Source organism: Nocardioides pakistanensis (assembly GCF_054781215.1).
Genome location: NZ_BAAGUV010000092.1, coordinates 1 through 22,226 on the forward strand (window position 1 = coordinate 1; position 22,226 = coordinate 22,226).

Sequence of the window (22,226 nt, forward strand, 5' to 3'; positions counted from 1 at the left end):
GGGTCGTGTGGTTCGACATCTCCAGCGACGGGCCCACCGAGACCTGGCAGCAGACCTACGACGTCGCCGCGAACGACGTCGACATCACCCTGACCGGCGACCCGATCAGGGTCTCTGCGGTCACCACCTACGTCCCGGTCAACAGCCCGGCCGGGCGATCCACCACCACCGAGGAGTCCGAGGAGGACACCATGGGCAACATCCAGATCGACGAGGCCGAGCACCGGTCGCTCGTCGAGCGGGCCGGCCGGGTGGACACGCTCGAGTCTGAGCGTGACACCGCCGTCCGTGAGCGCGACGAGATCCGCCGGGAGCGTGACGAGCTCCGCGCCCGCGAGGCCGCCACCACCCGGGCGCGTGCCCGCGTTACCGAGGCCAACGCCAACCTGGCGCCGGCCACCGTCGAGCGGATCGTCGCCGAGGCGACCCGCACCGTCCCGCTGACCGAGTCCGGCCAGCTCGACGAGACCCGGCTCGACACCGCCGTCGACGCCGCCCGCACCGCCGAGGAGAGGTACCTCGCCGGGCTGGCCGAGTCCGCCGGCGCCGGCCGCATCACCGGGTTCGGCAGCACGCCGGACGGCTCCGGGTCGGTCTCGGAGGCCGAGTTCGACGAGATCTTCGACACCAAGGGAGCCTGACCATGAAGAACGAGCACTTCGTCCCCGCCAGCGAGCTGTCGCTGCCCGTCCCCGACGGCACCGTCGCCGGTGACCCGGTCCTGGTCGGATCGCTGCCCGGCGTGGCCGCCACCGACCGCGGTGCCGGCGGCAACATCGCCACCCACGCCACCGTGCTGATGGACGACCGGGCGTACGACGTGGAAGTCGACGGCGCCATCTCCGGTGTCGGCACCCCGATCTACTTCGTGTCCGCCACCAGCACCCTGTCCACCACGGCGACCGGCAACACCCTGTGGGGCTACTCGGTCTGCGAGGCCGACGGGTCCCTCGCCACCAAGGCCGCCGGTGTGGGCCCCGCCATCGTCAAGCTCGCGAAGGTCTGAGGAGGCCTCCATGTCGAACACTCTGCTCCGCGTCACGGAGACCTTCCGGCTCTCCGAAGACCTCAACATGGTCGGCGAGGGCCCGTCCCTGCGCCGCCAGCGCGCCCGCGCGAACCCGTCCTACCGGGACGCCATGGTCGCCGCGAAGAACATCCTCGACGAGGCACGCAACGGCTCCAAGGCCGCGCTGCTGCGCCTCAACGAGGCCGTCACCACCTCGGACCTGTTCAAGTCCGCGCTCGGTGACGTCCTCGACCGGGAGATGGTCGCCCAGTACGACGACATCGAGACCCAGTGGACGAAGTTCTCCACCCGCACCACGGTGAAGGACTTCCGCCCCAAGCGACTCGTCGAGCTCTCCCGCAACCGCCACGCCCTGCGCAGGGTCCCCGAGCACACGAACTACCCGGTCGCGAAGATCGGCGCCGAGGAGCGCACGATCCAGGTCGGCAAGTTCGGTGAGCGGTACGGCTACTCGCTCGAGGCCCGCATCAACGACGACATCGGTGAGCTCGAGGTCATCCCCGCCGGCTGGGCCACCCAGGCCCGGTACACCGAGGACGACGTCTCGCTCGAGGCACTCGCCAACCCCGTCACCGGTGCCCCGAACACGGCGTTCTTCAACGCCGGGAACAGCAACCTCGGCACCGGTCTGCTGACCGCGGAGAACCTCCAGGCCGCGATCACGCAGGTGTCGACGAAGCGGGACAAGGACGGCCGTCTGCTGCGTCCTGGCCCGCTGCAGCTGGTGGTCGGTCCGGCGCTGCAGTTCACCGCCGAGCGGATCATGAACACCACCGAGATCGAGGTCACCGAGGCCGACGGCTCGCGGGTGAAGCAGTCCAACCCGTTCCGCGGGAAGGTCCAGCTCACCGTGCTGGCCAACCTGCCGGGGACCGCGTGGTTCGTGATCCCCGTCCCGACCGCACCCCGGCCGGCGTTCTACACCGCGTTCCTCCGAGGCTTCGAGACCCCGGACATGCGCTACAAGAACGACCAGGGCCAGCGCGTCGGTGGCGGGAACATCGGCCCCGAGGAGGGGTCCTTCGACGACGACACCATCTGGTACCGGGTCCGCCACATCGTGGGTGCCGCCGAGGGCGACCCGATGTTCACGTTCGCGTCCGACGGTCTCGCGGCCTGAGAGGAGTAGCTCGTCATGAAGATCTACACCGAGAGCGACTTCGTGAAGGTCGTCGACGCCGCCGGCAACGAGCAGCCGCCGGTGCCGAAGGCCTGGGTCGGGAAGGACCTGCTGCCGGAAGGCACCAAGCGGGCCGGCCGCAGCAGCGGCACGTCGTCGACGAACTCGACGCAGCAGCAGACCCAGACCCCGGCGCCGTCCGGTGACGGGCAGCCGGCCGGGAACGCGTCCCGCGACGACTGGGCCGCCTACGCGGTTTCCAAGGGCGCGACCGACGCCGACCTGGTCGATGACAAGGGCGAGCCGCTGGGCCGCGACGAGATCAAGGCCAAGTACGGCACCCAGCCGTCCTGACCGCGTAACCACGCAGAGAGAGGAGGCGGACCATGTCTGAGCCGACACCGGAGTACGACCCGGCAACCGACCTGGGCAAGGTCCGCCTCCTCCTCAACGACGTCGCCGCCCCGTGGGTGTTCACCGACACCGAGCTGCAGGCGCTGCTCGACCTCGAGGGCAGCGTCAAGGCCGCCGCGGCGCAGGCGATCGACACGAACGCCACCAACCTCGTCCTCGCGTCCCGGGTGCTGCGCACCCAGGACCTGTCCACCGACGGCGCGAAGGTCGCCGACGCGATGCGCAAGCACGCCGACCGGCTCCGCGCCCAGGCCGCCGCGGCGGACGAAGACGGCGACGGGTTCTACTTCGAGGTGGTCGACCTCGACACCACCACGCGTCCCGAGCACACCGTGTGGCCGCAGCCGTGAGACCTCCCGCCACCGGCCGCCCCGGCACCGAGGTGATCCCCACCGGCTGGGCTACCGGCCACGGCACCGCGGCCGACGGGAGCAAGACCGCGACCGTGACGCTGCGGCAGCCGGGCACCACCACCAGCTGGGACGAAGCGAACCAGCGCACCGTGAGCACCCCCCTCGCGCCGTACGCCACCGACGTGCCGGCCAGGATCCAGGCGCTCACCAACGACGCCCGCACCGTCGACGCCGCCGAGCAGCAGGTCACCGTCGCCGGCTACCTCGTGGCCGTGCCCCTCGCGCTCGACCCAGCGGTCGGGGACCTGATCCAGGTGACCAGCTCCGGCGACCCGACGCTCGACGGCCGCGACCTGACCGTCGTCGACGTGGTCCGCGGGTCCCTGCGCCTCGAGCGTGACCTGTTCTGCACCCTCTCCAGCTGACCCCGAAGGCGAGGTGATCATGATCATGGGCGTCCACATCGACACCTCCGAGGTCCTGGCGCTGACGGCCTCGATCGAGACCAACGCCGGCCGGCTCGGCGCACGAGTGTCAACGGCGCTGCGGAAGACCGCGATCGACATCGAGGCTGACGCCAAGCATCTGGCCCCGGTCGACACCGGCACCCTGATGAACTCGATCTCCACCACCATCACCGGCGACGGCCGCCACGGGTCGATGGTCGCCGAGATTGGCCCCACCGCGGAGTACGGCGGGTACGTCGAGGGTGGGACCTCCGTGATGGCGCCCCAGCCGTACATGGGCCCAGCGTTCGACCGCCGCGCCCCCCTGTTCGAGGCCGCCGTCGCCCGCATCGGAGCGGACATCCTCTGATGCCCATCTCCCGCCTCGCGCTCGCCACCGCCACCATGCAACGCCTCACCGACACCGTCGGACACGCAACGGGCTACTACGGCGAGATCGGCCAAGGCCTCCCCGGCACCACCGTCCCCGCGAAGCCGCCCGCCGACCCCGACGGCCGCGTGCACCCGTACTACGTCCTCTACCCCTCCCCCGGCACCCCGGGCGCTGAGCAAGACCTCGGCGACTCCCACGAGGACCTCGACTGGCTGATCCAGGTCACCGCGGCCGCCGGCCACCTCCACGACCTGGTCGCGCTGATCGACCGCATCGACGCCGCCCTGTACCGGTGGCGCCCGGTCGTCGACGGCGCCGTCGCGGGCCCGTTGAAGCCGCCTCCTGGGTTCGACCCCGGCCCTGCCCGCCGCGACGACGACACGGTCCCGCCCCGGCACTACCTCCCGCTGCAGTACCGCCTGTCCGCAACCCCCGCCTGAGGAACCAGGAGCTCCTGATGACCGAGTTCGTCGACGCGTACTCCAAGAGCACGGGACGCAAGCACCGCGTGCCCGCCTACTTCTTCGACAACCCCGCGCTGTCGAAGGACCTCCGCAAGACCCCGCCGCCGGAGAAGAAGACCAGCGGCGGGTCCACCCGTACCTCGGCCACCACCCGGGCGGCCGACGAGACCCCGGCCACCGGGGATGACAAGGAGTAGGACCATGCCGAAGTCCCTGGCCGACGGCCACACCAAGATCACGTTCCTCACCACCGAGCCCGCCAACCCGGCAGCGCCGACCGTCGCCGAGCTCGAGGCGGGCATCGACGCGTCGTGCAACATCCTCGCCTCCGACTTCACCTGGTCGGCCGCTGACTCCGACAAGGTCAACGAGAAGGCGCTGTGCACGACCAACAACGCCAACGCGATCGGCGCGTCGAACTTCACCGCCGGCGTCACCGCGTTCCGGTACTTCGACGCCACCACCGGAGCGGTCGACACGGCCGAGGACACCCTGTTCGCGGCGTTGAAGACCAAGGGCACCGAGCTGTGGGGATACGCCCGCAAGACCGGCAAGGAGTCCACCGACGCGTGGGAGGCCTCCGACGAGATCTACCTCGGCATGAAGGTGATCACCGATGAGCCTCAAGCGCCCTCGGACCAGGGCGGCTACATCAAGTTCCGGGTGCCGATGGAGCCCCAGGAGGGCTACCCGTTCATCACCGCGGCTGCCGGCATCTAGCCCTCGGCCCACCCTGAACCGCGGGGGTCGGCTCCCGGTCGTGGCCGACCCCCGCGCACCACCCACATCAGCGACCGAAACGACCACCACACGACCGAGGAGCAACATGAACGACCCGACCACGAACGACAGCCCGAAGCGGCCCCAGGTCACGCTGACGTGGGATAACGCGGGACCCACCCTGACCGTCGACGGTATCGACCTCACGCACACTGTCCTCGCTGGCAGCGTCAAGATCGAGATCCCTGCTCACGCTGGCACCGGGAAGCCGATCATCCGCTTCGCACTTCCCGTCGATGACTTCCGTGTCGACGGCGACGGTGTGCGTGAGGGGGCTGGCGATGAGTGACCAGCCCCAGCACGACCACCCACTCGGCGACGCCGCCCACGACCACGAGCAGCAGGCCCAGGTCCTCACCCTCGACGAGATCATGAACCAGGCACGCCTCGTCGAGCGCACCGCCTACATCTACCTCCGCGGCGACCTCGACGACGAGGTCCACCAGCTCACCGCCGAGCTCGCCCAGCTCGTCGACGAGAACGGCGAGCTCCTCGACGACGGCGAAGACCAGTCCCTCGGTGACGCGAACCGTGCCCAGCAGCTCTTCGAGCGGCTCCGCGAGGTCCGCGCCGAGCGCGACAAGTCCCGGCGTGCGGTGAAGTTCCGGCAGATGCCCGACGACGAGTTCCGCGTGTTCGAGAGGACCCACCGCGACAAGGACGGTGGCCTCAAGGACCGCGACGACTACTACGCCAAGATCATCGCCCGCTGCGCGATCGCTCCCACGATGAGCGAGGACGACGTTCGTGCGATGCGGAAGAAGCTAGGTGCCCCGCAGATGACCGCGCTCGGGAACGCGGCCTACCTGGCGTGCGCCACGGGTGGCCTGGACATCCCAAAATCGCCGACCTTCTTGGCCGGCCTGGAGCAGCGGCTGCACGACAGGAGCTGACGCTCGCCCGGTCCCTCAGCATCGCCCCGTCGGTGCTGAGGGGCCGGATGCGCACCACCACCTGGCTGTACGACGATCCGGACCACCCGGACCGGGTGACCGGCACGATCGAGTCGCCGGAGTGGACCGACGAGGACCGGGCGCTGCTCCTGGGGCTGCAGCTGTACGAGGGCAGCCTCTGCCAGTGCGGGGAGCCGCGGTCGCTGGCCTGGCATTCGGAGCTCGAGGGCTGGTACGAGCCCGAACGGTACGTCTGCCACGCATGCACGGCTCGGGCCGGCGGCGAGCAAGTCGTGTACTCGATGGTCCGCAACACCTATCCCTTCGAGAAGAAGGGGCCGCTGCCCGTATTCAACCTCGGGGAGACCACGTCGACTCCCGACGATTCCTGAGTCCTGCTGAGAGGTGGTAGCCGTGACCGAGCGCAGCGTCAAGGTTCGCCTCTCCGCCGACGTCGCCGAGGGTGTGCGCAACGTCCGGCAGTTCGGTGCCGAGACCAAGAAGTCGATGGGGGAGGCCGAGAAGGCCACCGCCAGCAGCAGCCGCGCTCTCGACGACCTCGGCTCCACCGCCGGGCGAGTTGGCCTCGCCGCCGCGACGGGCCTCGGGCTGGCCACCAAGGCCGCCATGGACTGGGAGTCCGACTGGGCCGGGGTCACCAAGACCGTCGACGGCACCGCCGCACAGATGGCCGTGCTCGAGGACGAGCTCCGCGGCCTGGCCACCACCCTCCCGGCCACCCACTCCGAGATCGCCGGCGTCGCTGAGGCAGCCGGGCAGCTCGGTGTGGCCCGCGAAGACATCACCGACTTCACGCGCACGATGGTCGACCTGGGTGAGACGACGAACCTCACCGCCGAGGACGCCGCCACCTCGATCGCGCAGATGTCGAACGTCATGCGCACCGCGCCCGAGGACGTCGACAACCTCGGCGCGGCCCTGGTCGCGCTCGGCAACGACGGTGCGTCGACCGAGCGGCAGATCATCGAGATGGCCCAGCGCATGGCTGGCGCTGGCGCGCAGATCGGGCTCGCGGAGTCCGACCTCCTCGCGATCGCCAACGCCGCGGCGTCGATGGGCATCGAGGTCGAGGCCGGCGGCACCGCGGTGTCGCGAGTGTTCACCGACATGGCCAAGGCCACCGCCCAGGGCGGGGAAAAGCTCGACCTGTTCGCCCGCACGGCCGGGATGTCGGCACGGGAGTTCGCGGCCGCGTTCGAGTCCGACCCCGCACGGGCGTTCGCCGCGTTCACCCAGGGCCTGGACCGGATCAACAAGTCCGGCGGGGACGTGTTCACCACCCTGGACCAGCTGAGCCTGTCCGACGTGCGCGTATCTCAGGCCCTGCTGGGCATGGCCGCCTCCGGCGACCTCCTCACCGACTCCCTCGACCTCGGCGCCCAGGCGTGGGAGGAGAACACGGCCCTCGCGCTCGAGGCCGCGAAGAGGTACGACACCAGCGCCGCGCAGGTGCAGATCGCGTGGAACAACATCAAGGACGCCGCGATCGAGTTCGGCGAGGTCGCGCTCCCGGTCGTCGAAGGGGTCGCCGGCGCCGTGTCGGGGCTCGCGCAGACCGTCGGTGACCTGCCGGCCCCGGTGAAGTCGGTGACCATGTCGCTGCTCGGGATCACCGCGGTCCTCGGCAGCGGCCTGTGGTTCGGGACCAAGGTCGTCGGCGCGGTGAACTCCACCAAGGACTCGCTGCAGACCCTGGGCCTGATCGGAGATAAGACCGCCGGGTCGCTCGACGGGGTCGCGGTCAGCGGCGGCAAGGCCCAGAAGGCGATGCGCGGGCTCGGTGCGGCCGCCGTGGTGCTCGCCGGGCTGTCGATCGGCGACTCGCTGCAGCGGCAGGTCGACGAGACGCTCCCGGGCATGGAGGAGCTCACCCGACAGCTGATCGAGCTGGCCCAGTCGGGGTCCGCTGCGGCGCTGTCGTCGGAGTTCGACTCCCTCGGCTCGTCGATCGAGCGACTGACGGACCGGAACTGGGCGCAGAAGCTGCAGGACTCGATCTACAGCAAGGCCGGGTTCCTCGGGTCGGACTCCGCGGTCGACGAGGCGAAGGCCGAGATCGAGGCGCTCGATGCGGCACTGGCGAACCTGGTGACGGCCGGCAACGCGGAGATGGCCGCCGCGGTGCTGGACAACCTGGTGGCGTCAGGGAAGTTGAGCGCCGACGAGCTCGCCAGCATGCGGCCACTGCTTGAGGGATACGACGAGGCCCTGGCCGGTGCGGAGAACGCCGCCACGCTCGCAGCTGAGGGCACGGACGAGTTCGCTGACTCCACCCGCGGCGCGGCCGAGGAGGCGATGTCCTTCGCGGCGGCGCTGGAGACGGCCACCGAGGAGATGCGTGACGCCCGCGAGGAGGCGCTCCGGGCCGCGAACGCGGAGCTGAACTACGAGGAGGCCCTCCTCGACGTCCGCGACGCCGCGAACGAGAACACCGGGGTGCTGCAGCGCAACGGCGACGCGAAGCGCGGGATGGCCCGCGAGGCGATCGAGGCGAAGCGTGAACTGTTCGGTCTCGCGGATGCGTGGAACAACCAGTCCGACGCCGCTAAGAACGTGCCCGGCGCCTACCGTGGCGCGATCCGCGCGTTCGTGGACGCCGCTACGCAGATGGGGTATGGCCGCGAAGAGGCCCGCCTGCTTGCGAAGGAGATCCTCGAGATCCCAAACCGGAAGGTCCGCGTCGAGGCCGACACCAGCGACGCACGGGCCAGCATCTTCGCCCTGAACGCCCTGGTCGACAGCGTCGACACCCACCGGGTCATCCAGTTCCGGGTGCAGACCATCGGCCAGGTCCCGGCTACATTCACCGGCTCTCAGACCTATCGCGCCACCGGCGGCCCGATCCCCGGCCGCTCGCCCCACAAGCGCGCCGACAACATCCCGATCATGGCGACCGCTGGGGAGTACATGCACCAGGTCGACGCCGTCGACTACTACGGCCTCGGCGTGATGGACGCGATCAACCAGCGTCGCATCCCCCGCACCGCCCTGCAGGGGTACGCCGACGGTGGCCTGATCGGCGGCAGGCCCGGGCTCGCGGCCGGTGGGTCGGTCGAGCAGCGCATCGAGCTGCTCCGGCTGCAGCAGCAGATCAACGAGCTGCGCAAGGACCTCAACGCCACCGGCAAGGACTCCATCAAGGGCCTGAACCGGCAGATCGCCGCGCTCGAGCTCCGCCAGACCCAGGCCGAGCTCCGTGCAGCCCGGAACGCACCGCTGCGCGAGTTCCGGCAGGGCATGCGGGAGGCCCGCGCCGGGTTCGACATCGAGCCTGGCATGACCCGGCCCGAGGTCCGCACCGAGATCGCTGACCTGCGCCGCGGGATCCGTGAGGCGGGCGGGGAGTGGACTCGTCGGATGCGCCGCCAGGCCGACGTGCTGATCGAGGTCACGGGCCGCTACCAGAAGCAGGCTCGGCTCCTGGAGAAGCAGGAGCAGGCGCTCGACGACGCCCGTGAAGCACTCCAGGAACTCAGGGTGCAGGCGGCGTCGTACGGCCAGACGGTCGCGGGCACCTTCGACAACAACATCTTCGGGGAGGGCCTCGCTGGACTCCAGGTACGGCTGGAGGCGGACACCAACGACCTGGCCGCGTCGATCACCGCGTGGGAGCAGGCCGCAGCGAAGGGCCTCGACGGGCCGCTCGCGGAGGCACTGTACGCCTCCGGGGACGTGGGCACCGCCCAACAGCTCGCCGGGCTCACCCCGGCGCAGATCGACGCCTACGAGCAGATGTTCGCCGCCCGCGCGGAGAAGCAGGCGCAGGCCTCGGCGTTCGCGCAGGAGCAGATCTTCGCCCCGCGGCTGCAGCAGGCGCAGGAGACGGTGCGGGAGAACACCGCACTGGTGCGCGACACACGCGAGGTGATGAAGAACCTGAGCAACCGGATGGAGAACCTCGAGCAGCGCCTCGAGAACGGTGTCGCCCGCGGGGCGGCGCAGGGCGTGAAGGACGGGATGACCGGACGTAGCCGGCAGCAGGGCGCGAAGGCGAGGGCACGCGGATGAGTTGGCCGAAGCTGGCGTTCGTCGCCGCCCCCGATGAAGGCGCCGCGGTGCGGCTCGACATCAACGAATCGGGCTTCTCCACTGGAGGGATCCACGCGGCCCACGACGGGTTCTCCCTCGGCGCGCCATCGTTGTCCGGGGCACCAGGAGCGAGGGGCCGGGCGTGGGGCACGCGCACGTTGAACCTGCCGCTACGGGTCCAGGGGCCCAAGCACGAGGCCGTCGCGCTGCAGCAGCTCCTCGCCCGGGAGATCGTGCGGGACGGGTGGCTGCGGTGGCAGCTGGCATGGGAGACCGACCCGGTGTGGTTCCGCTACTACGCCTCCGCCCCGGACGCGGTGAGCCTGGAGCGAGTGATGAACGGCACCAGCAGCGACACCTGGCTGGTCACCGCCCGGCTCGCCGCGGACCCGTTCGCGGTCGGTGCACTGGTCGAGGTCGGTCCGCTCGCGCTCGGGAACCTGCCCGACAGTGAGGTGTTGCCGACAGTGGCCGGTGATGTGCCGGCGCCGGCGCTGGTGACCGTGTCGACCCCGGCCGGCGGGATGCTCGGTCCTGCGGTCGCAGTGACCGGCGAAGCACCCGTCGTAGCGTCCGCACCGGCATGGGGCCCGGCGGTTGGTACCGCTGTCACCGACAGCTGGTACCTCGCCGGGTCCTACCGGCCCACCACGGGCGCGCTCGACTCGTGGACGACCGCGGCGACCTGGACGCCAGCCGGTGCCCGCGGCCGGACCCGTGGGTGGGTGCGTCTCGGCGGGTCGAGTGACACCGGTGGCCTGTGGGTGCGCTGGGCTGCCGCCGGGGTGACCAGCGACCCGGTGTTCGTGCCGGTCGCCGCGATGCGCCGCTGGGTCGACGCCGGCGAGATCCCGGCCGGGGACGGCCCGGTGGCGCTGCAGGTCAAGCGCGCCGCGGCCGGCGGCGAGACCCACTTCGACGACCGGCTGATGCTGATCCCGGCCGAGCACGACGACGACATCCTCGCCCTCGACGTCGCTGACGCCGGCACCGGCCAGGTGGCCGTGACCGTCGACGCCGACGACCGGGTCGCGACCCTCACCGGCACGGCGACCACCCGGCCAGGTGCGCGTGGCGGATGGCCGCAGCTGCACCCGGACCGGGACAACCACCTCACGGTCGGCCAGAACCTCGACCCGGCGTTGACGATCGCGGGCCGCGACGACGACCCGATCGCCACCGCCACCGTCACCGTGTCCTACCGGCCGCGCTACCTGTGGGGGCTCTGATGCTCGCCGGGGTCCAGGTCCGCCTGATTGACGCCGCCCGGACCGTCGACGTCACCGCCCATGCCTCCGGGCTGCAGTTCACCACCGTCGAGGTCGGCGGCTACGAGACCGCGTCGATGCGCATCGACCTGCCCCGCAGCGACGTACCCCGCCTCGATGAGCACACCCGCGTGGTCATCGCCGACGAGCAGGGCCGGGACCTGTGGGAGGGGTTCGCGACCGACCCGGGCCGCACACTCGATGAGGACGGGGACGGGTTCGACCTGGTCGCGACCGGCACGATGGTGCTGGCCTCGGACCGGGTCCGGCCGCTGGTGTACCTCGACGGGGACCAAACCCACTGGGAGCGCGCATCGACGTCGGTGGAGTCCGCGCAGGTGCAGACCACCGAGGGCGGCGGGTGGCGGCTCGCACACCCCCAGGGCTACCCCATCGGCACCGGCGCGGTCGCGGCACTGGCCTACCGGCAGCTCGAGCACGCCACCCAGGGCATCGGCGCGGTGCGCCTGTCCTACGTGTGCGGCACCGATCTCGGTTACGAGCTGCAGGCGTGGCGGGTCGGCCCCGACGGGACGGTCGCGCAGGTGGCCACGTTCCCCGCCTCGGTCACCCCCGTCACCGAGACCCTCCGGGTGGGCACCGACTGGGCTGACGGGGCCGCGGCCGTCCTGCAGCTGCGATGGGTCCGCACCGGCGGCGCGACGAACGTCACCGACGCGCTCGCCTGGTGCGACGTCACCGCCCTGGTCGTCCAAGGCGCCCGCGTCGACCGGTACGGCACCCCCGTACCGCCGGACCCGACAGACACCACCCTGACCGCTGACGAGGTCGTCGAAGACCTCATCGGCCGCGGGATGCTCGCCTCCGTTGACCCAGACGCGGCAGTCGTCGAGGACACCGGGCAGGTGTACCACCAGCTCGCGTTCCCCGACGGAGTCCGCGGCAGCAGCGTCCTCGCCGCGCTCCGCGAACCGAACCCCGACGTGCTCTGGTCCTACGGCCCCCGGACCCGCAACGGCCGCTACGCATTCACCTGGGCGCCCGCCGCGGAGACCGTCCGCTACGACGTCACCGACGAGGACGCCCTGACCCGGGTCGCACCCGAGGACAGCCGCTGCCACGCGCTGACCGTCTACTACCGGGTGTCAGAGACCGACGACCGACGCAGGTCGGTCACCGTCACCCTCGACGGGCTCCCCGACGGTGCCCGCACCCGCGAAGCCGACCCGCTGGTCCTCGACGAGTACGTCACCGACGCCGAAGCCGAACAAGCCGGCTGGGACCGGCTCGCCGAGCTCGCTGACATCGCGATGGGCGGCACCGCCACCATCACCCGCCGGGTCTTCGACCGGGCCCGCGGCACCCTCGTGGAGCCGGTGGAGGTCCGCCCCGGCTGGCTGGCCAGGATCGAGGAGACCGGCGAGCTACTCCGGGTCACCGCGGTGACCGTGGGCGTCGACGACGACGGCGCGTCCGCCGAGCTCACCCTGGGTGACGCGCCCCGCACCGTGGAGGACCAGCTCGCCGGCCTGATCCGTGGCGACATCACCGCCGGCGCCCCACTGATCCCGCCGCCCGCGCCGCCGGTGCCGCCGGTGGTGACCGCGGCCCCGGAGGCACAGAGCGACGGGCAGGCGCCCGGGAACTCCCCGACCCCGACGATCCTGTCGGGCATCGGGTCGCTGTTCATCACCTGGGAGGAGATCTCCAACACCGACCCGGTGATCTACGACGTGTACGTCTCCACCGCGTCACCGGTCACCAAGGGCCCGTCGACCTACGCCGGGTCGGTGATGGGCACCATGCTGCTGGTGCGGCAGCTGCCCACCGGTGCCGCGTTGGCGAACAACACGACGTACTACGCCCGGATCGTGGCCCGAGACGCGGACGGGGAAGCGCCGATCTCGGCGGAGGCGTCGGGCACGGCGATCGCGAAGATCCGGTCGACCGAGATCACCGACGCCGCGATCAGCACCCCACAGCTAGCGACCAACGCGGTCACGTCCGACAAGATCGCCGCGAACCAGATCTACGCGGGCCACATCGTGTCCGGTCAGATCACCGCCGAGAAGCTCTCGGGCACCGCGATCGACGGCAAGGTCATCACCGGCGCCTACATCCAGTCCACCTCGGCTGGGAACCGCGGCATCAAGCTCGACGGGTGGAACAACCTGCTGTTGGCCTACGACAGTGGCGGAGCAGAGACGTTCCGCGTCGACGGCAACACCGGCGACGTGCTGATCACCGGCGCAGTGAGGACCAGCGCCTGGGGGAAGTGGATCGAGATGGGCGAGACCGGCCCGTCCGACCCGGTCGACGAGCTGCGCATGTGGAACAACGAGGGCCTGTTCGAGCCGGTCGTCTGCTCCCTGCGCAACCCGTCCTTCCGACCCGGGTCGGCGTACTTCTCCACGGGATTCCCGAGCACCGGGCACCACTTCCACGGCGAGATGGATGCCTGGGGCACCCTCCTCAACGCGTTCTACCGCACGAACTTCGGGCACATCTTCATGCTCCCGGGCACCCAGGCGAACTGGGGCGGGTTCCACTTCAAGGACTCCACGAACACCAACTTCCGGGCGCTGTTCGCCTCCGCGTTCGTCGTCCCTGCCTCCAAGGCCGAGTACAAGACCGAGATCACCCGGATCGCGGACGTCGACGTGTCCGCCGAGCTCGCCAAGAACGGCGCCCACCGGTGGCGCTGGAACCTCCCCGAGGGCAAGCGCCTCGGCCCACCCCTCCCGGCCCCACCGAAGGCACGTGGAACGGTCACCTCCGAACCCCCGCGGGCGGTCCTGGCTGGCCCGCTTCCGCCCGAGCAGATCGAGGCCGAGGGATTGGTCGTCGAAGACCCTCACGAGCCCGCAGTGGGGCTCCTGGCCGACACGATGCCCGACTGGATGCGGGCCGGCGACGGCTACTCCCTCAACGCCGTCGTGGCGTTCCTGTGGGAGGCCCTGCGACAGATCGACGAACGACTCACCCGACTCGAAGGAACCCCATGAGCGACCAGCCCCAGCCCACCCGGGACGACCGCGCCGTTGACGCGCAGGCCGTGATCGACTCACTCGCCCGACAGATCGCCGGGCACGCCGTCAGCATCGCCCACCTCGAGGCCCAGGCGGCCGCGCTGCGGGCGGAGAACCAGCAGCTGCGCGACACCCTCGTCGCGGTCCAGGACAACCCCCCTGCCACCTGAACCCCACGACAAAAGGGGGACTGCCGATGCCCGACGACGAGTACATCCGCAAGGAGCTCGCCCGCCTCGCCGACGCCTACTCCAGCCTCGCCCGCGACGTGGGGCATCTCGACGAGAAGTTCCTCCCCCGCCGCGAGTACATCGAGTCCCGCAAGGCCGACCAGGCCGCCGTCGCCAACCTCAACCAGGACATTGGCGCCCTGCAGGCAGACCGGAAGTCCGACGCCGCGTGGCGCCGGCAGCAGAACCTCACCCTGGCCGCGCTGGCGATCAGCAGCCTGGTCTCGATCGTCCTGACCGTCATCACCCTCCTGACGAGGTGACCCCCATGCCCCGGATCAGCTACGTCCCCTCGGTGCGCACTCTGCGGGTCGCGTGGACGGTGTTCGCCCTGGTCGCGGTGACCGCGCTCGCCGGCCTGTTGTGGGTCGCGGTCACCACCAGCCGGCACCTCGACGAGGCCGACGCGCGCCTGGACCGGGCCCGCGCGGAACGGCAGGAGCTCGTCGACACCGCCCGTGCGAACGCCGACGCCGCGGCCGCGCTCGCCGAGCAGGTCCGCCGCCTCGGGGAACGGCCGGTCGCCGAGCCCACGGAGGTCGTCGAACCCGTGCCCGGCCCCCGGGGTCCGCGCGGTGAGCAGGGCGAGCCCGGCCGTGCCCCATCCACAGCGGAGATCCGGTCCGCGCTAGCGGCGTACTGCGCCGGCGGCCGCTGTGACGGCCGCTCCCCCACCACCGCGCAGGTCCGCACCGCGGTGCTCACCTACTGCGACGCCCGCGGCCAGTGCCGGGGGCCCGCGGGTGAGGACGGCGCCGACGGGCAGCCGGGAGCAGCTGGTGCGGACGGCCGAGACGGCATGGATGCTCCGCCGCCGACCCAGGAACAGGTCGACGCTGCGGTGGTGTCGTACTGCAACGCCAACGGCGGCTGCCGCGGTCCTCAAGGCCCCCGCGGCGAGCAGGGTCCGGCGGGCGTCTCGGCGGTGCCCTTCTCCTTCACGTTCACCGTGGACCTCAACCCGGTCCAGTCCCGCACCTACACGTGCACCATCACCGACCCCGATCAGCCGGTGACCTGCGAACGCGTCGACAGCTAGAGCCGCCGATGTCTCGAGACGACGGCGACCTGCACCAGTACGTCGCGCGGCTCGAGCGGCAACTGCACCAGGCTCGCTGCGACCTCGCTGCGGAGACCGAGCGCCGACAGCGCGCCGAAGCCCGCGCCCGCGCGTGGCGCCGCGTCGCGCAGTGGATCCACCACGCGCACACCCACCACGACCAGACCTGAGGAGGCCCCGCCCATGTCGGAGCAACCCATCCAGCTCGACCCGACCATCGACGACCAGCCGGAATACGGTGACCACCCCGACGACCTCACCCCCGAGGAAGCCGAAGCCGGCCAGCGGCTGTACCAGGCGATCGACGACCTCGACGACGACTCCAACGGCCTCGAGGACCAGCCGTGACCGGCCGCCCCACCGCGGTCAAGCGCGCCCGCACCATCCGCGAGGTCCTCCTCGACCACGGCGTCCCCGAGGTGTCGATCGAGCTCGTCCCCGGCCGCCCCACCAGCGGGGACGTGTGGAACGCCCTCGACCCGGTCGCCGCGATGTCGCACCACATCGCCTCCCGACCGACACCGGCGAACCCCGTCCCCGGGCTCGCCGTGGTCACCCGGGGCCGCGCTGGCCTCGACGGTCCGCTCGCGAACGGCACCGCCGGCGTCGACCTGGTCTACCGCATCAAGACCCTCGGCCTCGCCAACCACCCCGGCTACGGCGGCCCCTACACCGTCCGCGGACCCCTCGGCGCATTCACCATCCCCAAGGACATCGCCCGTCCCTACATCTGGGGCACCGAGTACGAAGGCGGCTACGACGACGCCACCTGGGACCGCGTCTACCACAACCGCCGCACCGGCAAGGCCATGACCTTCCGGGAGTTCATGGGCCGCGCGAACGCCGCCCTCGTCGAAGCGATCTGGCTCCCCGGCATCTCCTCCCGCAACCTGCACGACCGCATCACGCCCGGGATGGACCTGTCTGGCTACCACCTCGAGCACAAGACCTGGGCGCCCGGCCGGAAACCGGACCGCCACAACTACTCGACCGGCAAGGGCCGCGCCGAGCTCCGCCGCTACGCCCACCAGCTGCAGGACCAGGAGGACACCGACATGCCCACCGCCCGTGAGATCGCCGACGCGATCCTCGACACCCCGCTGAACATCCACAACCCCGGCGGCCGCGCCGAGACCCAGAACATCACCCTGCGCGAGAAGCACACCGCCGACGTGATCGCCCGCCTCTCCGGCGAGGACGCCGCGAAGGCGTACCTCGAGGCCGCCGGCAAGTCCCCCGTCAAGAAGGGCTGACCATCATGACCACCACCCCCACGCCCATGTCCGCCAGCCAGGTCCGCCGCCCCTGGCGCGCCACGGTGCGCACCGCGTTCCAGTTCCTCCTGGCCGCGGCCGTGCTCCTCCCGTTCATCGTCGAGGCCTCCGGCCTGGACCCGCAGGTCTACCCGTGGCTCGGCGGCATCCTCGCTGTCGCCGCCGCGGTCACCCGGATCATGGCGCTCCCCCAGGTCGAAGCCTTCCTCCGCCGGTTCGCACCCTGGCTCGCCGCCGACCCCGACGACGGGCCCGCACGCCGAGCACGCGCCGCCGCCGTCGCGGACCGGACCCAGCGCGGCCACGTCGACGCCGCCCTCGCCGTCCTCGTCACCTGCCTCGCGCTGCTGATCCTCCTCGCCACCGGCGTCATCTCCCCCAGCTGCTGACCACCCGCCCCACCCACGACCACCCAGGAGACGCTGATGGCTGTCACCACCCACACCCTGACCGGCGACTTCAACGACCTCATCGGCGGCGACATCGACCCGCGCCTCCTCCGCGCCCGCGTCACCACCAACGTGCCCAACGGGCAGGCCATCGTCGACACCACCACCGGCAACGTCTACCTCGGCGAGCACCCGATCGACGTCGCCGCCGACGGCACCTTCACCGTCGCCGGCCTCCCAGCCACCAACGACCCGAACCTCAACATCACCGGCGGCACGCTGCGGTACATGGTCGTCGTCGAGCACCGGCTCCGCGAGACCCCCGGCATGGGACGGTGGGACTCCGGCTGGTTCGAGCTGACCGCAGACGTCCACCTCGGCCAGGTCGTCGGCACCGACTACATCGACCCCACGTTCGCCTCGCAGGTGCAGACGTTCGTCACCGCCGAGGCAGACCGCGCGACGGCCGCCGCGGACCAGGCCGCCGCGCCCACCGCGGAGCAGATGACGGTCGTCGACGCCGACCCCAACTCGACGTTCCGGCAGCAGCAGGATGCGCGACTATCGGCCACGTTTGCACGTCTGGCCGACAAGGGCGAGCAGTTGATGACGCGGCTCGACCAGAAGCAGGCGACTGCCGTGCTGGCAGTGCTGGGCGATTCCAGCGGAACGGGAACCTACGGCACCCCTTGGCCCCAGCGCCTCGGCAGTTCGCTCGCTGGCGACTACCCTGCCGCAACGATCAACTACCGCTCCTACAGCGCGGGCAGTTATGCCGCCCCTGTCGTACTGGCGAGCGGGGCGGCGACGACGCTGGACATCTACAACGGATCCACGGGTTCCACGGACGCTGAGGACACGCTGGCGAACCTCGCCACACTACTGCCCGTCGAGCCTGACGCTGTGGTGATCTCGCACTCCCACAACCACCTGACCGACACGCCTGCGCAGTTCGAGGCGAAGATCGACGCGCTCGTGGACGGCATCCGCGCCATGTACCCCGACACGTCGATCATCCTGTCTGGCCAGAATCCGCAGTACGCGCCCACGGCGAACCCGGCTGAGCACAACGCCCGCCAGGCCGACCTTCGCCGTTACGCCCGAGCCAGCGGCTACGGGCACATCCCCGTGTTCGAGGCGTTCACGTCCCGCGCTGACCCGCAGTCCTACGTCCTCGCTGCGGACGGCGTGCATCCGACAGATGAGGGCCTCCAACTCTGGGCGGACACCGCGCACACCCACCTCTCCGCGCTGGCGTTGTCCCACCCTGGCGAGATTTCGGGCACGGGAACCCCAGAGGGGATCGTCACCGCTCCCATCGGCACGCGATACACTGACCGCGATGCAACCAACGGCGCCGTCTCGTGGATCAAGAGCAGTGGCGACGGCGACACCGGCTGGCGCGTCGAGGTTGGCGACACCGGCTGGCGGCAGGTTCCAACGGACGCGGGCGCTACGACCGCGCACCCCAGCATGACGATCCTGGTGCGCAGGATCGGTGACATCGGGTTCGCCTCGCTCATCGAGTATGGCAACGCTTCGGCGACGCCTGGCCTCGCCAGGGTGTACCTACTTCCACAGGGCTTCCGTAAGCAGAACGTGGACTCGGTCGTCACGGGACAGCTCGGCAACGCCGGAACTGGCGCTGCGACCAACGGCAACGTGTACGTCGCGGTGGATCACAAGATTGGCGTCTACCACACCGAGGCGATCAAGCACTTCGCCTCGCTGACATGGGTGTGCGAGCCGGCCTGGCCGACCACACTTCCCGGCGTAGCCGTCTAGGGCTCAAGCACTCCGTAGAACCAGACGTTCGCCAGGTCCCCAAGAGCGGCATAGTCCGGCTCGGGCGCGAGCGTCAGGACCGCCCTATCGAGCCCTACTGATGCTCCGGGCGCCACGCCTGCGGTCGCCAAGGTCTCGTCAGGGGTTGCTACGAACGTCACCACCTGAGACCCCTTCTCGGTGAAGTGGATCACCACGGCGCCGTCCTCGCTGGTCACTTTCTCGACCCCCCGGGGTTCATGCGCCTCGTCGTCGATGAGTTCCCACTCGCCGCCACTGGTCGGCCGAATGGCACCGGCCACCACGATCGCATCCTGCAGTGGGATCGGGGTGGTGGGCTCCGACTCGGAGCAGCCAGCGAACAGCAGCGCGAGGAGCATGGTGGCGATGATTCTCACCCGCCGCAGGATACGTCACGACCTGCCCAATCCGCTCGGTTAGCACGCCCCTCCACCCTTGTCCCCAGGGGTGGAGGGGCGTATCTTTGCGTCCCACAACAGCAGAGCGGCCCCGGCCGGTGCGCCAACACCAGACCGAGGCCTTGCCCCACCATCCAGTAAGTGCGACCTCCTGGAGGCAGGACCATGCAGGACACTACCGCGCCGAGCGCGCTTCTCCCGGTCACCCACGACCTCGCAGCTCTCCACGCGGCGACCTTCCTCGCTCGCTACTCCGGCAACACCCGCGACCTCTACGCGATCCGGCTCCGGATCTTCTACAGCTGGTGCACCCAGGCCGGCCTCGACCCCGTCACCGGGATCACCCGCCCCCACCTCGAGCTGTACGGCCGCTGGCTCGAGGAGCACCGCCACAACTCCCCCGCCAGCGTCCACGGCGCCCTCTCCACCCTGCGCATGTTCTACCGACTCCTCGCCCTCGACGGAGTCCTCCCCCACTCCCCGGCCGAGCACATCCGGATGCCCAAGGTGTTCACCGACGAGGTCAAGATCGTCGGCCTCAACCGCCTCGAGCTCGGCTCGTTCATCGCCACCGCTCGCACCATGAGCCCCGACCACTCCGCCCTCGCCGTGCTCCTCGGGCTGCTGGGCCTGCGGGTGTCCGAGGCCTGCTCGGTCCAGGTCGGCGACTTCTCCGACTACGAACGCGACCACCGGGTGCTCCGGGTGATCGGGAAGGGCAAGAAGCCGGCCACGATCCCGCTGCCGCCGCCGGTGTTCCGCGAGCTCGACCGCTGCGCCGAGGGCCGCACCGGGCCGCTGCTGTACTGCCTCGACGGCGTCACCCCGCTGAACCGCAACGCCGCCGCGAGGATGGTCAAGACGATCGCGAAGAAGGCCGGGATCAAGAAGACCCTGTCCCCGCACTCGCTGCGGCACTCGTTCGTGACGAACGCCCTGGACGCCGGCGTGCCGCTCCGCGACGTCCAGATCGCCGCCCGCCACTCCGACCCGCGGGTCACCGCCCGGTACGACCGGGCCCGCGGAAACCTTGATCGACATGCCGTACATACGGTCGCTGCCTACATCGCCGGCGCGGCCTGAGAACGGTCGATCGTCAGGAGCGACCCTGCTGGACCCGCCGCGGCTGCCAGTACGCGCGGCGGGTCCGGACCCGCAGCCACGCCTCGAGCCAGCCGACGTGCTCACGTCGGCGGGTCCGGGCGACCTCGAGGAGCGTCATGCGCAGGCCCCGATCACCCAGACGTCGTCGGCGGCGTTATCGTTGTGGGTGCGCTCCCAAGCCTGGTCAAAGTCCATCTTCGTCACTTCCCCCGTGAGTCGGACAACTACGACGCTAGACGGCACATCGCCGACGGGCAACACCCGGCCGCAGCCCGGGTACGCAGCGGCGTCGCCGGTGGACCAGGCCGGGGTGTTGGCCGGCTTCTGCGGGCTGGCCTGTCCGACGTAGCCGGCGAGGGGCGCGTCGTGCGTCATGCCGGTGATCGCGACGGAGCCGAGTACGGCGACGGTGAGCAGGGTGGTCGGGACGCCCCCGAGGGCTTCTCTTGTCACTCGACAAGCGTCCGCCCGCAGTCAGGGTGTTGTCAAACGACAAGGGGATAATGGGGTCCATGGTCCCGGTCCCAGCCCTCGTCGGCACACACGAGATCGCCGCCATGCTCGGGGTCAGCCGCCAGCGCGTCCTCCAGCTCGCCGCCACCGACGGTTTCCCCGCCCCCGTCGCGCGGCTCAAGGCCGGCAACATCTGGGTGAAGGCGGACATCGAAGAGTGGGCCGAGACCCGACGCAGGCCCAGCCGATGACGCACGAGGGGCCGATGACCCCGACGACCCGCCTCGGCACCGACATCGAGGTCCACGTCGACGACAGCTGGTGGCCCGGCACCCTCGAGCACTGGCGCCAACGCGACGACCGCTGGGAAGGCTGGGTCCGCTACTCCACCGGCATCGGCCAGACCCGCATCGGCTGGTTCGACCAGGAGCACATCAGGCCGACGGACTGAAGTCGAGGAAGTCGATGCGATGCCACCACTCTTGGTACTCACCATCGTCACGCAGGTAGAAGAAGCCGTGCCTGTCGACCATGGCCTGGCTGGCGGCGTTGCTCCGGTGCACCAGGCCCCACACGACCGCGTGATCGAGGTCCGCGGCCGCCGCGCGTTCTGCGATCGAGCTCAGTGTCTCCTCCATGAGCTCGTCGCCGAGGCGAAGCCCCCGTCCCCTGCACCTGAGTGCCACTGCGCCGGCGAGCATCTTGACCAGGCCGGGACCGTCGTGCTCGTACCACCAGCTCACCGCAGCGATGCCTTCTGAGTCACGGCCCACCAACAGCACGTCGCCCGTAGGCATCGGAGGGATGAGGGAGCGGATGCCGCTCTGCACCTCTCGCTCCCAGGTCGCTCCGAGAGCGGCACGGTGCTTCGGTTTCCAGGCTCGCGGTGGTGGTTCGGAACAGACGAAGGTGTTGAGCTCTTGCCTGTCTTCTCGTCGCCCTTCAGCCCATCGGAGGGCGGGGCTCACCGGCGCACGTGGCGGTGATGCGATCCAGCGAGCTTCTCCGAGACCGTCTCGGCACGCGCCTGGAAGTCGGGAGTGAGCGCGGGCCGCGCACCAACGTGGGCGCGGAAGCGGACGAGCGACTCAAGCCGCTCGGAGTCCGTGAGGCCATCGTTACCGACGGGTGCAGCTGGCGTAGCAGACCCGATCGGTCGGGCGTTCCGGCGGTGTCGCCACAGGCGCCTCATCGTGTCCATGCTCTCTCCCCCGTCCGCAGCCGTCTGTCGTTGAGTGGCGTCGTACGGCCTTGCAGGGCCTCGTACGACCTTCTCTGACTTCGATAGTAGGGGAGGTTTGCCCAAAGCA

Annotated in this window: 31 protein-coding genes; 27 read left to right on the forward strand and 4 right to left on the reverse strand. The window is 70.6% G+C overall.

From position 1 onward, the window contains the following. The 24 genes from ACYVIH_RS22705 to ACYVIH_RS22820 form a co-directional block, all read left to right on the forward strand. On the forward strand, positions 1-641 hold a 641-nt coding region (locus ACYVIH_RS22705; RefSeq protein WP_460871813.1), incomplete at its 5' end, for a hypothetical protein. 2 nt (positions 642-643) lie between these two features. After that, the gene (locus ACYVIH_RS22710; RefSeq protein ID WP_460871814.1) at positions 644-1,006 is read left to right on the forward strand and encodes a DUF2190 family protein; all 363 of its coding nucleotides are present in this window, start codon (positions 644-646) and stop codon (positions 1,004-1,006) included. A gap of 10 nt (positions 1,007-1,016) precedes the next feature. Next, positions 1,017-2,150: a phage major capsid protein gene (locus ACYVIH_RS22715; RefSeq protein ID WP_460871815.1), complete on the forward strand. Its 1,134-nt coding sequence runs from the start codon at positions 1,017-1,019 to the stop codon at positions 2,148-2,150. Between the two features lie 15 nt (positions 2,151-2,165). Beyond that, the gene (locus ACYVIH_RS22720; RefSeq protein ID WP_460871816.1) at positions 2,166-2,504 is read left to right on the forward strand and encodes a hypothetical protein; all 339 of its coding nucleotides are present in this window, start codon (positions 2,166-2,168) and stop codon (positions 2,502-2,504) included. Between the two features lie 32 nt (positions 2,505-2,536). After that, the gene (locus tag ACYVIH_RS22725; protein ID WP_460871817.1) at positions 2,537-2,914 is read left to right on the forward strand and encodes a hypothetical protein; all 378 of its coding nucleotides are present in this window, start codon (positions 2,537-2,539) and stop codon (positions 2,912-2,914) included. Then, positions 2,911-3,342 carry a DUF6093 family protein gene (locus tag ACYVIH_RS22730; protein WP_460871818.1) on the forward strand — a complete coding sequence of 144 codons (432 nt, stop codon included), beginning with the start codon at positions 2,911-2,913 and terminating at the stop codon, positions 3,340-3,342. The genes ACYVIH_RS22725 and ACYVIH_RS22730 overlap by 4 nt, the downstream gene beginning before the upstream one ends. A gap of 25 nt (positions 3,343-3,367) precedes the next feature. Then, the gene (locus ACYVIH_RS22735) at positions 3,368-3,733 is read left to right on the forward strand and encodes an HK97-gp10 family putative phage morphogenesis protein (protein ID WP_460871819.1); all 366 of its coding nucleotides are present in this window, start codon (positions 3,368-3,370) and stop codon (positions 3,731-3,733) included. Then, a complete protein-coding gene (locus tag ACYVIH_RS22740) occupies positions 3,733-4,197 on the forward strand; it encodes a hypothetical protein (RefSeq protein ID WP_460871820.1) in 465 nt (154 codons plus the stop codon). The genes ACYVIH_RS22735 and ACYVIH_RS22740 overlap by 1 nt, the downstream gene beginning before the upstream one ends. A gap of 17 nt (positions 4,198-4,214) precedes the next feature. After that, the gene (locus ACYVIH_RS22745) at positions 4,215-4,418 is read left to right on the forward strand and encodes a hypothetical protein (RefSeq protein WP_460871821.1); all 204 of its coding nucleotides are present in this window, start codon (positions 4,215-4,217) and stop codon (positions 4,416-4,418) included. A gap of 4 nt (positions 4,419-4,422) precedes the next feature. Then, positions 4,423-4,941 carry a phage tail tube protein gene (locus ACYVIH_RS22750; protein WP_460871822.1) on the forward strand — a complete coding sequence of 173 codons (519 nt, stop codon included), beginning with the start codon at positions 4,423-4,425 and terminating at the stop codon, positions 4,939-4,941. Positions 4,942-5,047: 106 nt separating this feature from the next. Continuing rightward, positions 5,048-5,290, forward strand: a complete 243-nt coding sequence (locus ACYVIH_RS22755) for a hypothetical protein (protein WP_460871823.1) — start codon at positions 5,048-5,050, stop codon at positions 5,288-5,290. Continuing rightward, on the forward strand, positions 5,283-5,894 hold the full coding sequence (locus ACYVIH_RS22760) for a hypothetical protein (RefSeq protein ID WP_460871824.1): 612 nt from the start codon (positions 5,283-5,285) through the stop codon (positions 5,892-5,894). The genes ACYVIH_RS22755 and ACYVIH_RS22760 overlap by 8 nt, the downstream gene beginning before the upstream one ends. Positions 5,895-5,941: 47 nt before the next feature. Then, the gene (locus tag ACYVIH_RS22765) at positions 5,942-6,286 is read left to right on the forward strand and encodes a hypothetical protein (RefSeq protein ID WP_460871825.1); all 345 of its coding nucleotides are present in this window, start codon (positions 5,942-5,944) and stop codon (positions 6,284-6,286) included. Between the two features lie 22 nt (positions 6,287-6,308). Continuing rightward, positions 6,309-9,923: a phage tail tape measure protein gene (locus ACYVIH_RS22770; protein WP_460871826.1), complete on the forward strand. Its 3,615-nt coding sequence runs from the start codon at positions 6,309-6,311 to the stop codon at positions 9,921-9,923. Then, entirely contained in the window at positions 9,920-11,173 is a 1,254-nt protein-coding gene (locus ACYVIH_RS22775; protein WP_460871827.1) for a hypothetical protein, read from the forward strand. Before ACYVIH_RS22770 ends, ACYVIH_RS22775 begins: the two co-directional genes overlap by 4 nt. Beyond that, positions 11,173-14,178 (forward strand): hypothetical protein, encoded by a 3,006-nt coding sequence (locus ACYVIH_RS22780; protein ID WP_460871828.1) that lies wholly within the window; start codon positions 11,173-11,175, stop codon positions 14,176-14,178. Before ACYVIH_RS22775 ends, ACYVIH_RS22780 begins: the two co-directional genes overlap by 1 nt. Continuing rightward, on the forward strand, positions 14,175-14,372 hold the full coding sequence (locus tag ACYVIH_RS22785; RefSeq protein ID WP_460871829.1) for a hypothetical protein: 198 nt from the start codon (positions 14,175-14,177) through the stop codon (positions 14,370-14,372). The genes ACYVIH_RS22780 and ACYVIH_RS22785 overlap by 4 nt, the downstream gene beginning before the upstream one ends. Before the next feature lie 26 nt (positions 14,373-14,398). Then, positions 14,399-14,695 (forward strand): hypothetical protein, encoded by a 297-nt coding sequence (locus ACYVIH_RS22790; RefSeq protein ID WP_460871830.1) that lies wholly within the window; start codon positions 14,399-14,401, stop codon positions 14,693-14,695. 5 nt (positions 14,696-14,700) lie between these two features. Further along, the gene (locus tag ACYVIH_RS22795) at positions 14,701-15,471 is read left to right on the forward strand and encodes a hypothetical protein (protein WP_460871831.1); all 771 of its coding nucleotides are present in this window, start codon (positions 14,701-14,703) and stop codon (positions 15,469-15,471) included. An 8-nt stretch (positions 15,472-15,479) separates the two neighbouring features. Continuing rightward, positions 15,480-15,662, forward strand: a complete 183-nt coding sequence (locus ACYVIH_RS22800; RefSeq protein ID WP_460871832.1) for a hypothetical protein — start codon at positions 15,480-15,482, stop codon at positions 15,660-15,662. Positions 15,663-15,675: 13 nt separating this feature from the next. Then, a complete protein-coding gene (locus ACYVIH_RS22805) occupies positions 15,676-15,840 on the forward strand; it encodes a hypothetical protein (protein WP_460871833.1) in 165 nt (54 codons plus the stop codon). Further along, positions 15,837-16,745, forward strand: a complete 909-nt coding sequence (locus ACYVIH_RS22810; RefSeq protein WP_460871835.1) for a hypothetical protein — start codon at positions 15,837-15,839, stop codon at positions 16,743-16,745. The genes ACYVIH_RS22805 and ACYVIH_RS22810 overlap by 4 nt, the downstream gene beginning before the upstream one ends. Before the next feature lie 5 nt (positions 16,746-16,750). Further along, a complete protein-coding gene (locus ACYVIH_RS22815) occupies positions 16,751-17,155 on the forward strand; it encodes a hypothetical protein (protein ID WP_460871836.1) in 405 nt (134 codons plus the stop codon). 36 nt (positions 17,156-17,191) lie between these two features. Further along, on the forward strand, positions 17,192-18,940 hold the full coding sequence (locus ACYVIH_RS22820) for an SGNH/GDSL hydrolase family protein (RefSeq protein ID WP_460871837.1): 1,749 nt from the start codon (positions 17,192-17,194) through the stop codon (positions 18,938-18,940). Here the strand turns inward: ACYVIH_RS22820 and ACYVIH_RS22825 are convergent. Beyond that, positions 18,937-19,338, reverse strand: a complete 402-nt coding sequence (locus ACYVIH_RS22825; RefSeq protein ID WP_460871838.1) for a hypothetical protein — start codon at positions 19,336-19,338, stop codon at positions 18,937-18,939. The two genes, ACYVIH_RS22820 and ACYVIH_RS22825, sit on opposite strands and share 4 nt — an antisense overlap. Positions 19,339-19,524: 186 nt before the next feature. Here ACYVIH_RS22825 and ACYVIH_RS22830 point away from each other — a divergent pair, with 186 nt between their 5' ends. After that, on the forward strand, positions 19,525-20,442 hold the full coding sequence (locus ACYVIH_RS22830; RefSeq protein WP_460871839.1) for a tyrosine-type recombinase/integrase: 918 nt from the start codon (positions 19,525-19,527) through the stop codon (positions 20,440-20,442). Between the two features lie 13 nt (positions 20,443-20,455). Here ACYVIH_RS22830 and ACYVIH_RS22835 read toward each other — a convergent pair whose 3' ends face one another. Together ACYVIH_RS22835 and ACYVIH_RS22840 are read right to left on the reverse strand one after the other, a co-directional pair. After that, the gene (locus ACYVIH_RS22835) at positions 20,456-20,581 is read right to left on the reverse strand and encodes a hypothetical protein (RefSeq protein WP_460871840.1); all 126 of its coding nucleotides are present in this window, start codon (positions 20,579-20,581) and stop codon (positions 20,456-20,458) included. Next, positions 20,578-20,916: a hypothetical protein gene (locus ACYVIH_RS22840; RefSeq protein ID WP_460871841.1), complete on the reverse strand. Its 339-nt coding sequence runs from the start codon at positions 20,914-20,916 to the stop codon at positions 20,578-20,580. Before ACYVIH_RS22840 ends, ACYVIH_RS22835 begins: the two co-directional genes overlap by 4 nt. 59 nt (positions 20,917-20,975) lie before the next feature. Between ACYVIH_RS22840 and ACYVIH_RS22845 the strand changes: the two genes are divergently transcribed. Together ACYVIH_RS22845 and ACYVIH_RS22850 are read left to right on the forward strand one after the other, a co-directional pair. After that, positions 20,976-21,167: a helix-turn-helix transcriptional regulator gene (locus ACYVIH_RS22845; protein WP_460871842.1), complete on the forward strand. Its 192-nt coding sequence runs from the start codon at positions 20,976-20,978 to the stop codon at positions 21,165-21,167. A gap of 14 nt (positions 21,168-21,181) precedes the next feature. Continuing rightward, a complete protein-coding gene (locus tag ACYVIH_RS22850; RefSeq protein ID WP_460871843.1) occupies positions 21,182-21,367 on the forward strand; it encodes a hypothetical protein in 186 nt (61 codons plus the stop codon). Here the strand turns inward: ACYVIH_RS22850 and ACYVIH_RS22855 are convergent. Beyond that, positions 21,351-21,713 carry a GNAT family N-acetyltransferase gene (locus ACYVIH_RS22855; RefSeq protein WP_460871844.1) on the reverse strand — a complete coding sequence of 121 codons (363 nt, stop codon included), beginning with the start codon at positions 21,711-21,713 and terminating at the stop codon, positions 21,351-21,353. The two genes, ACYVIH_RS22850 and ACYVIH_RS22855, sit on opposite strands and share 17 nt — an antisense overlap. Between the last annotated feature and the right edge of the window lie 513 nt (positions 21,714-22,226).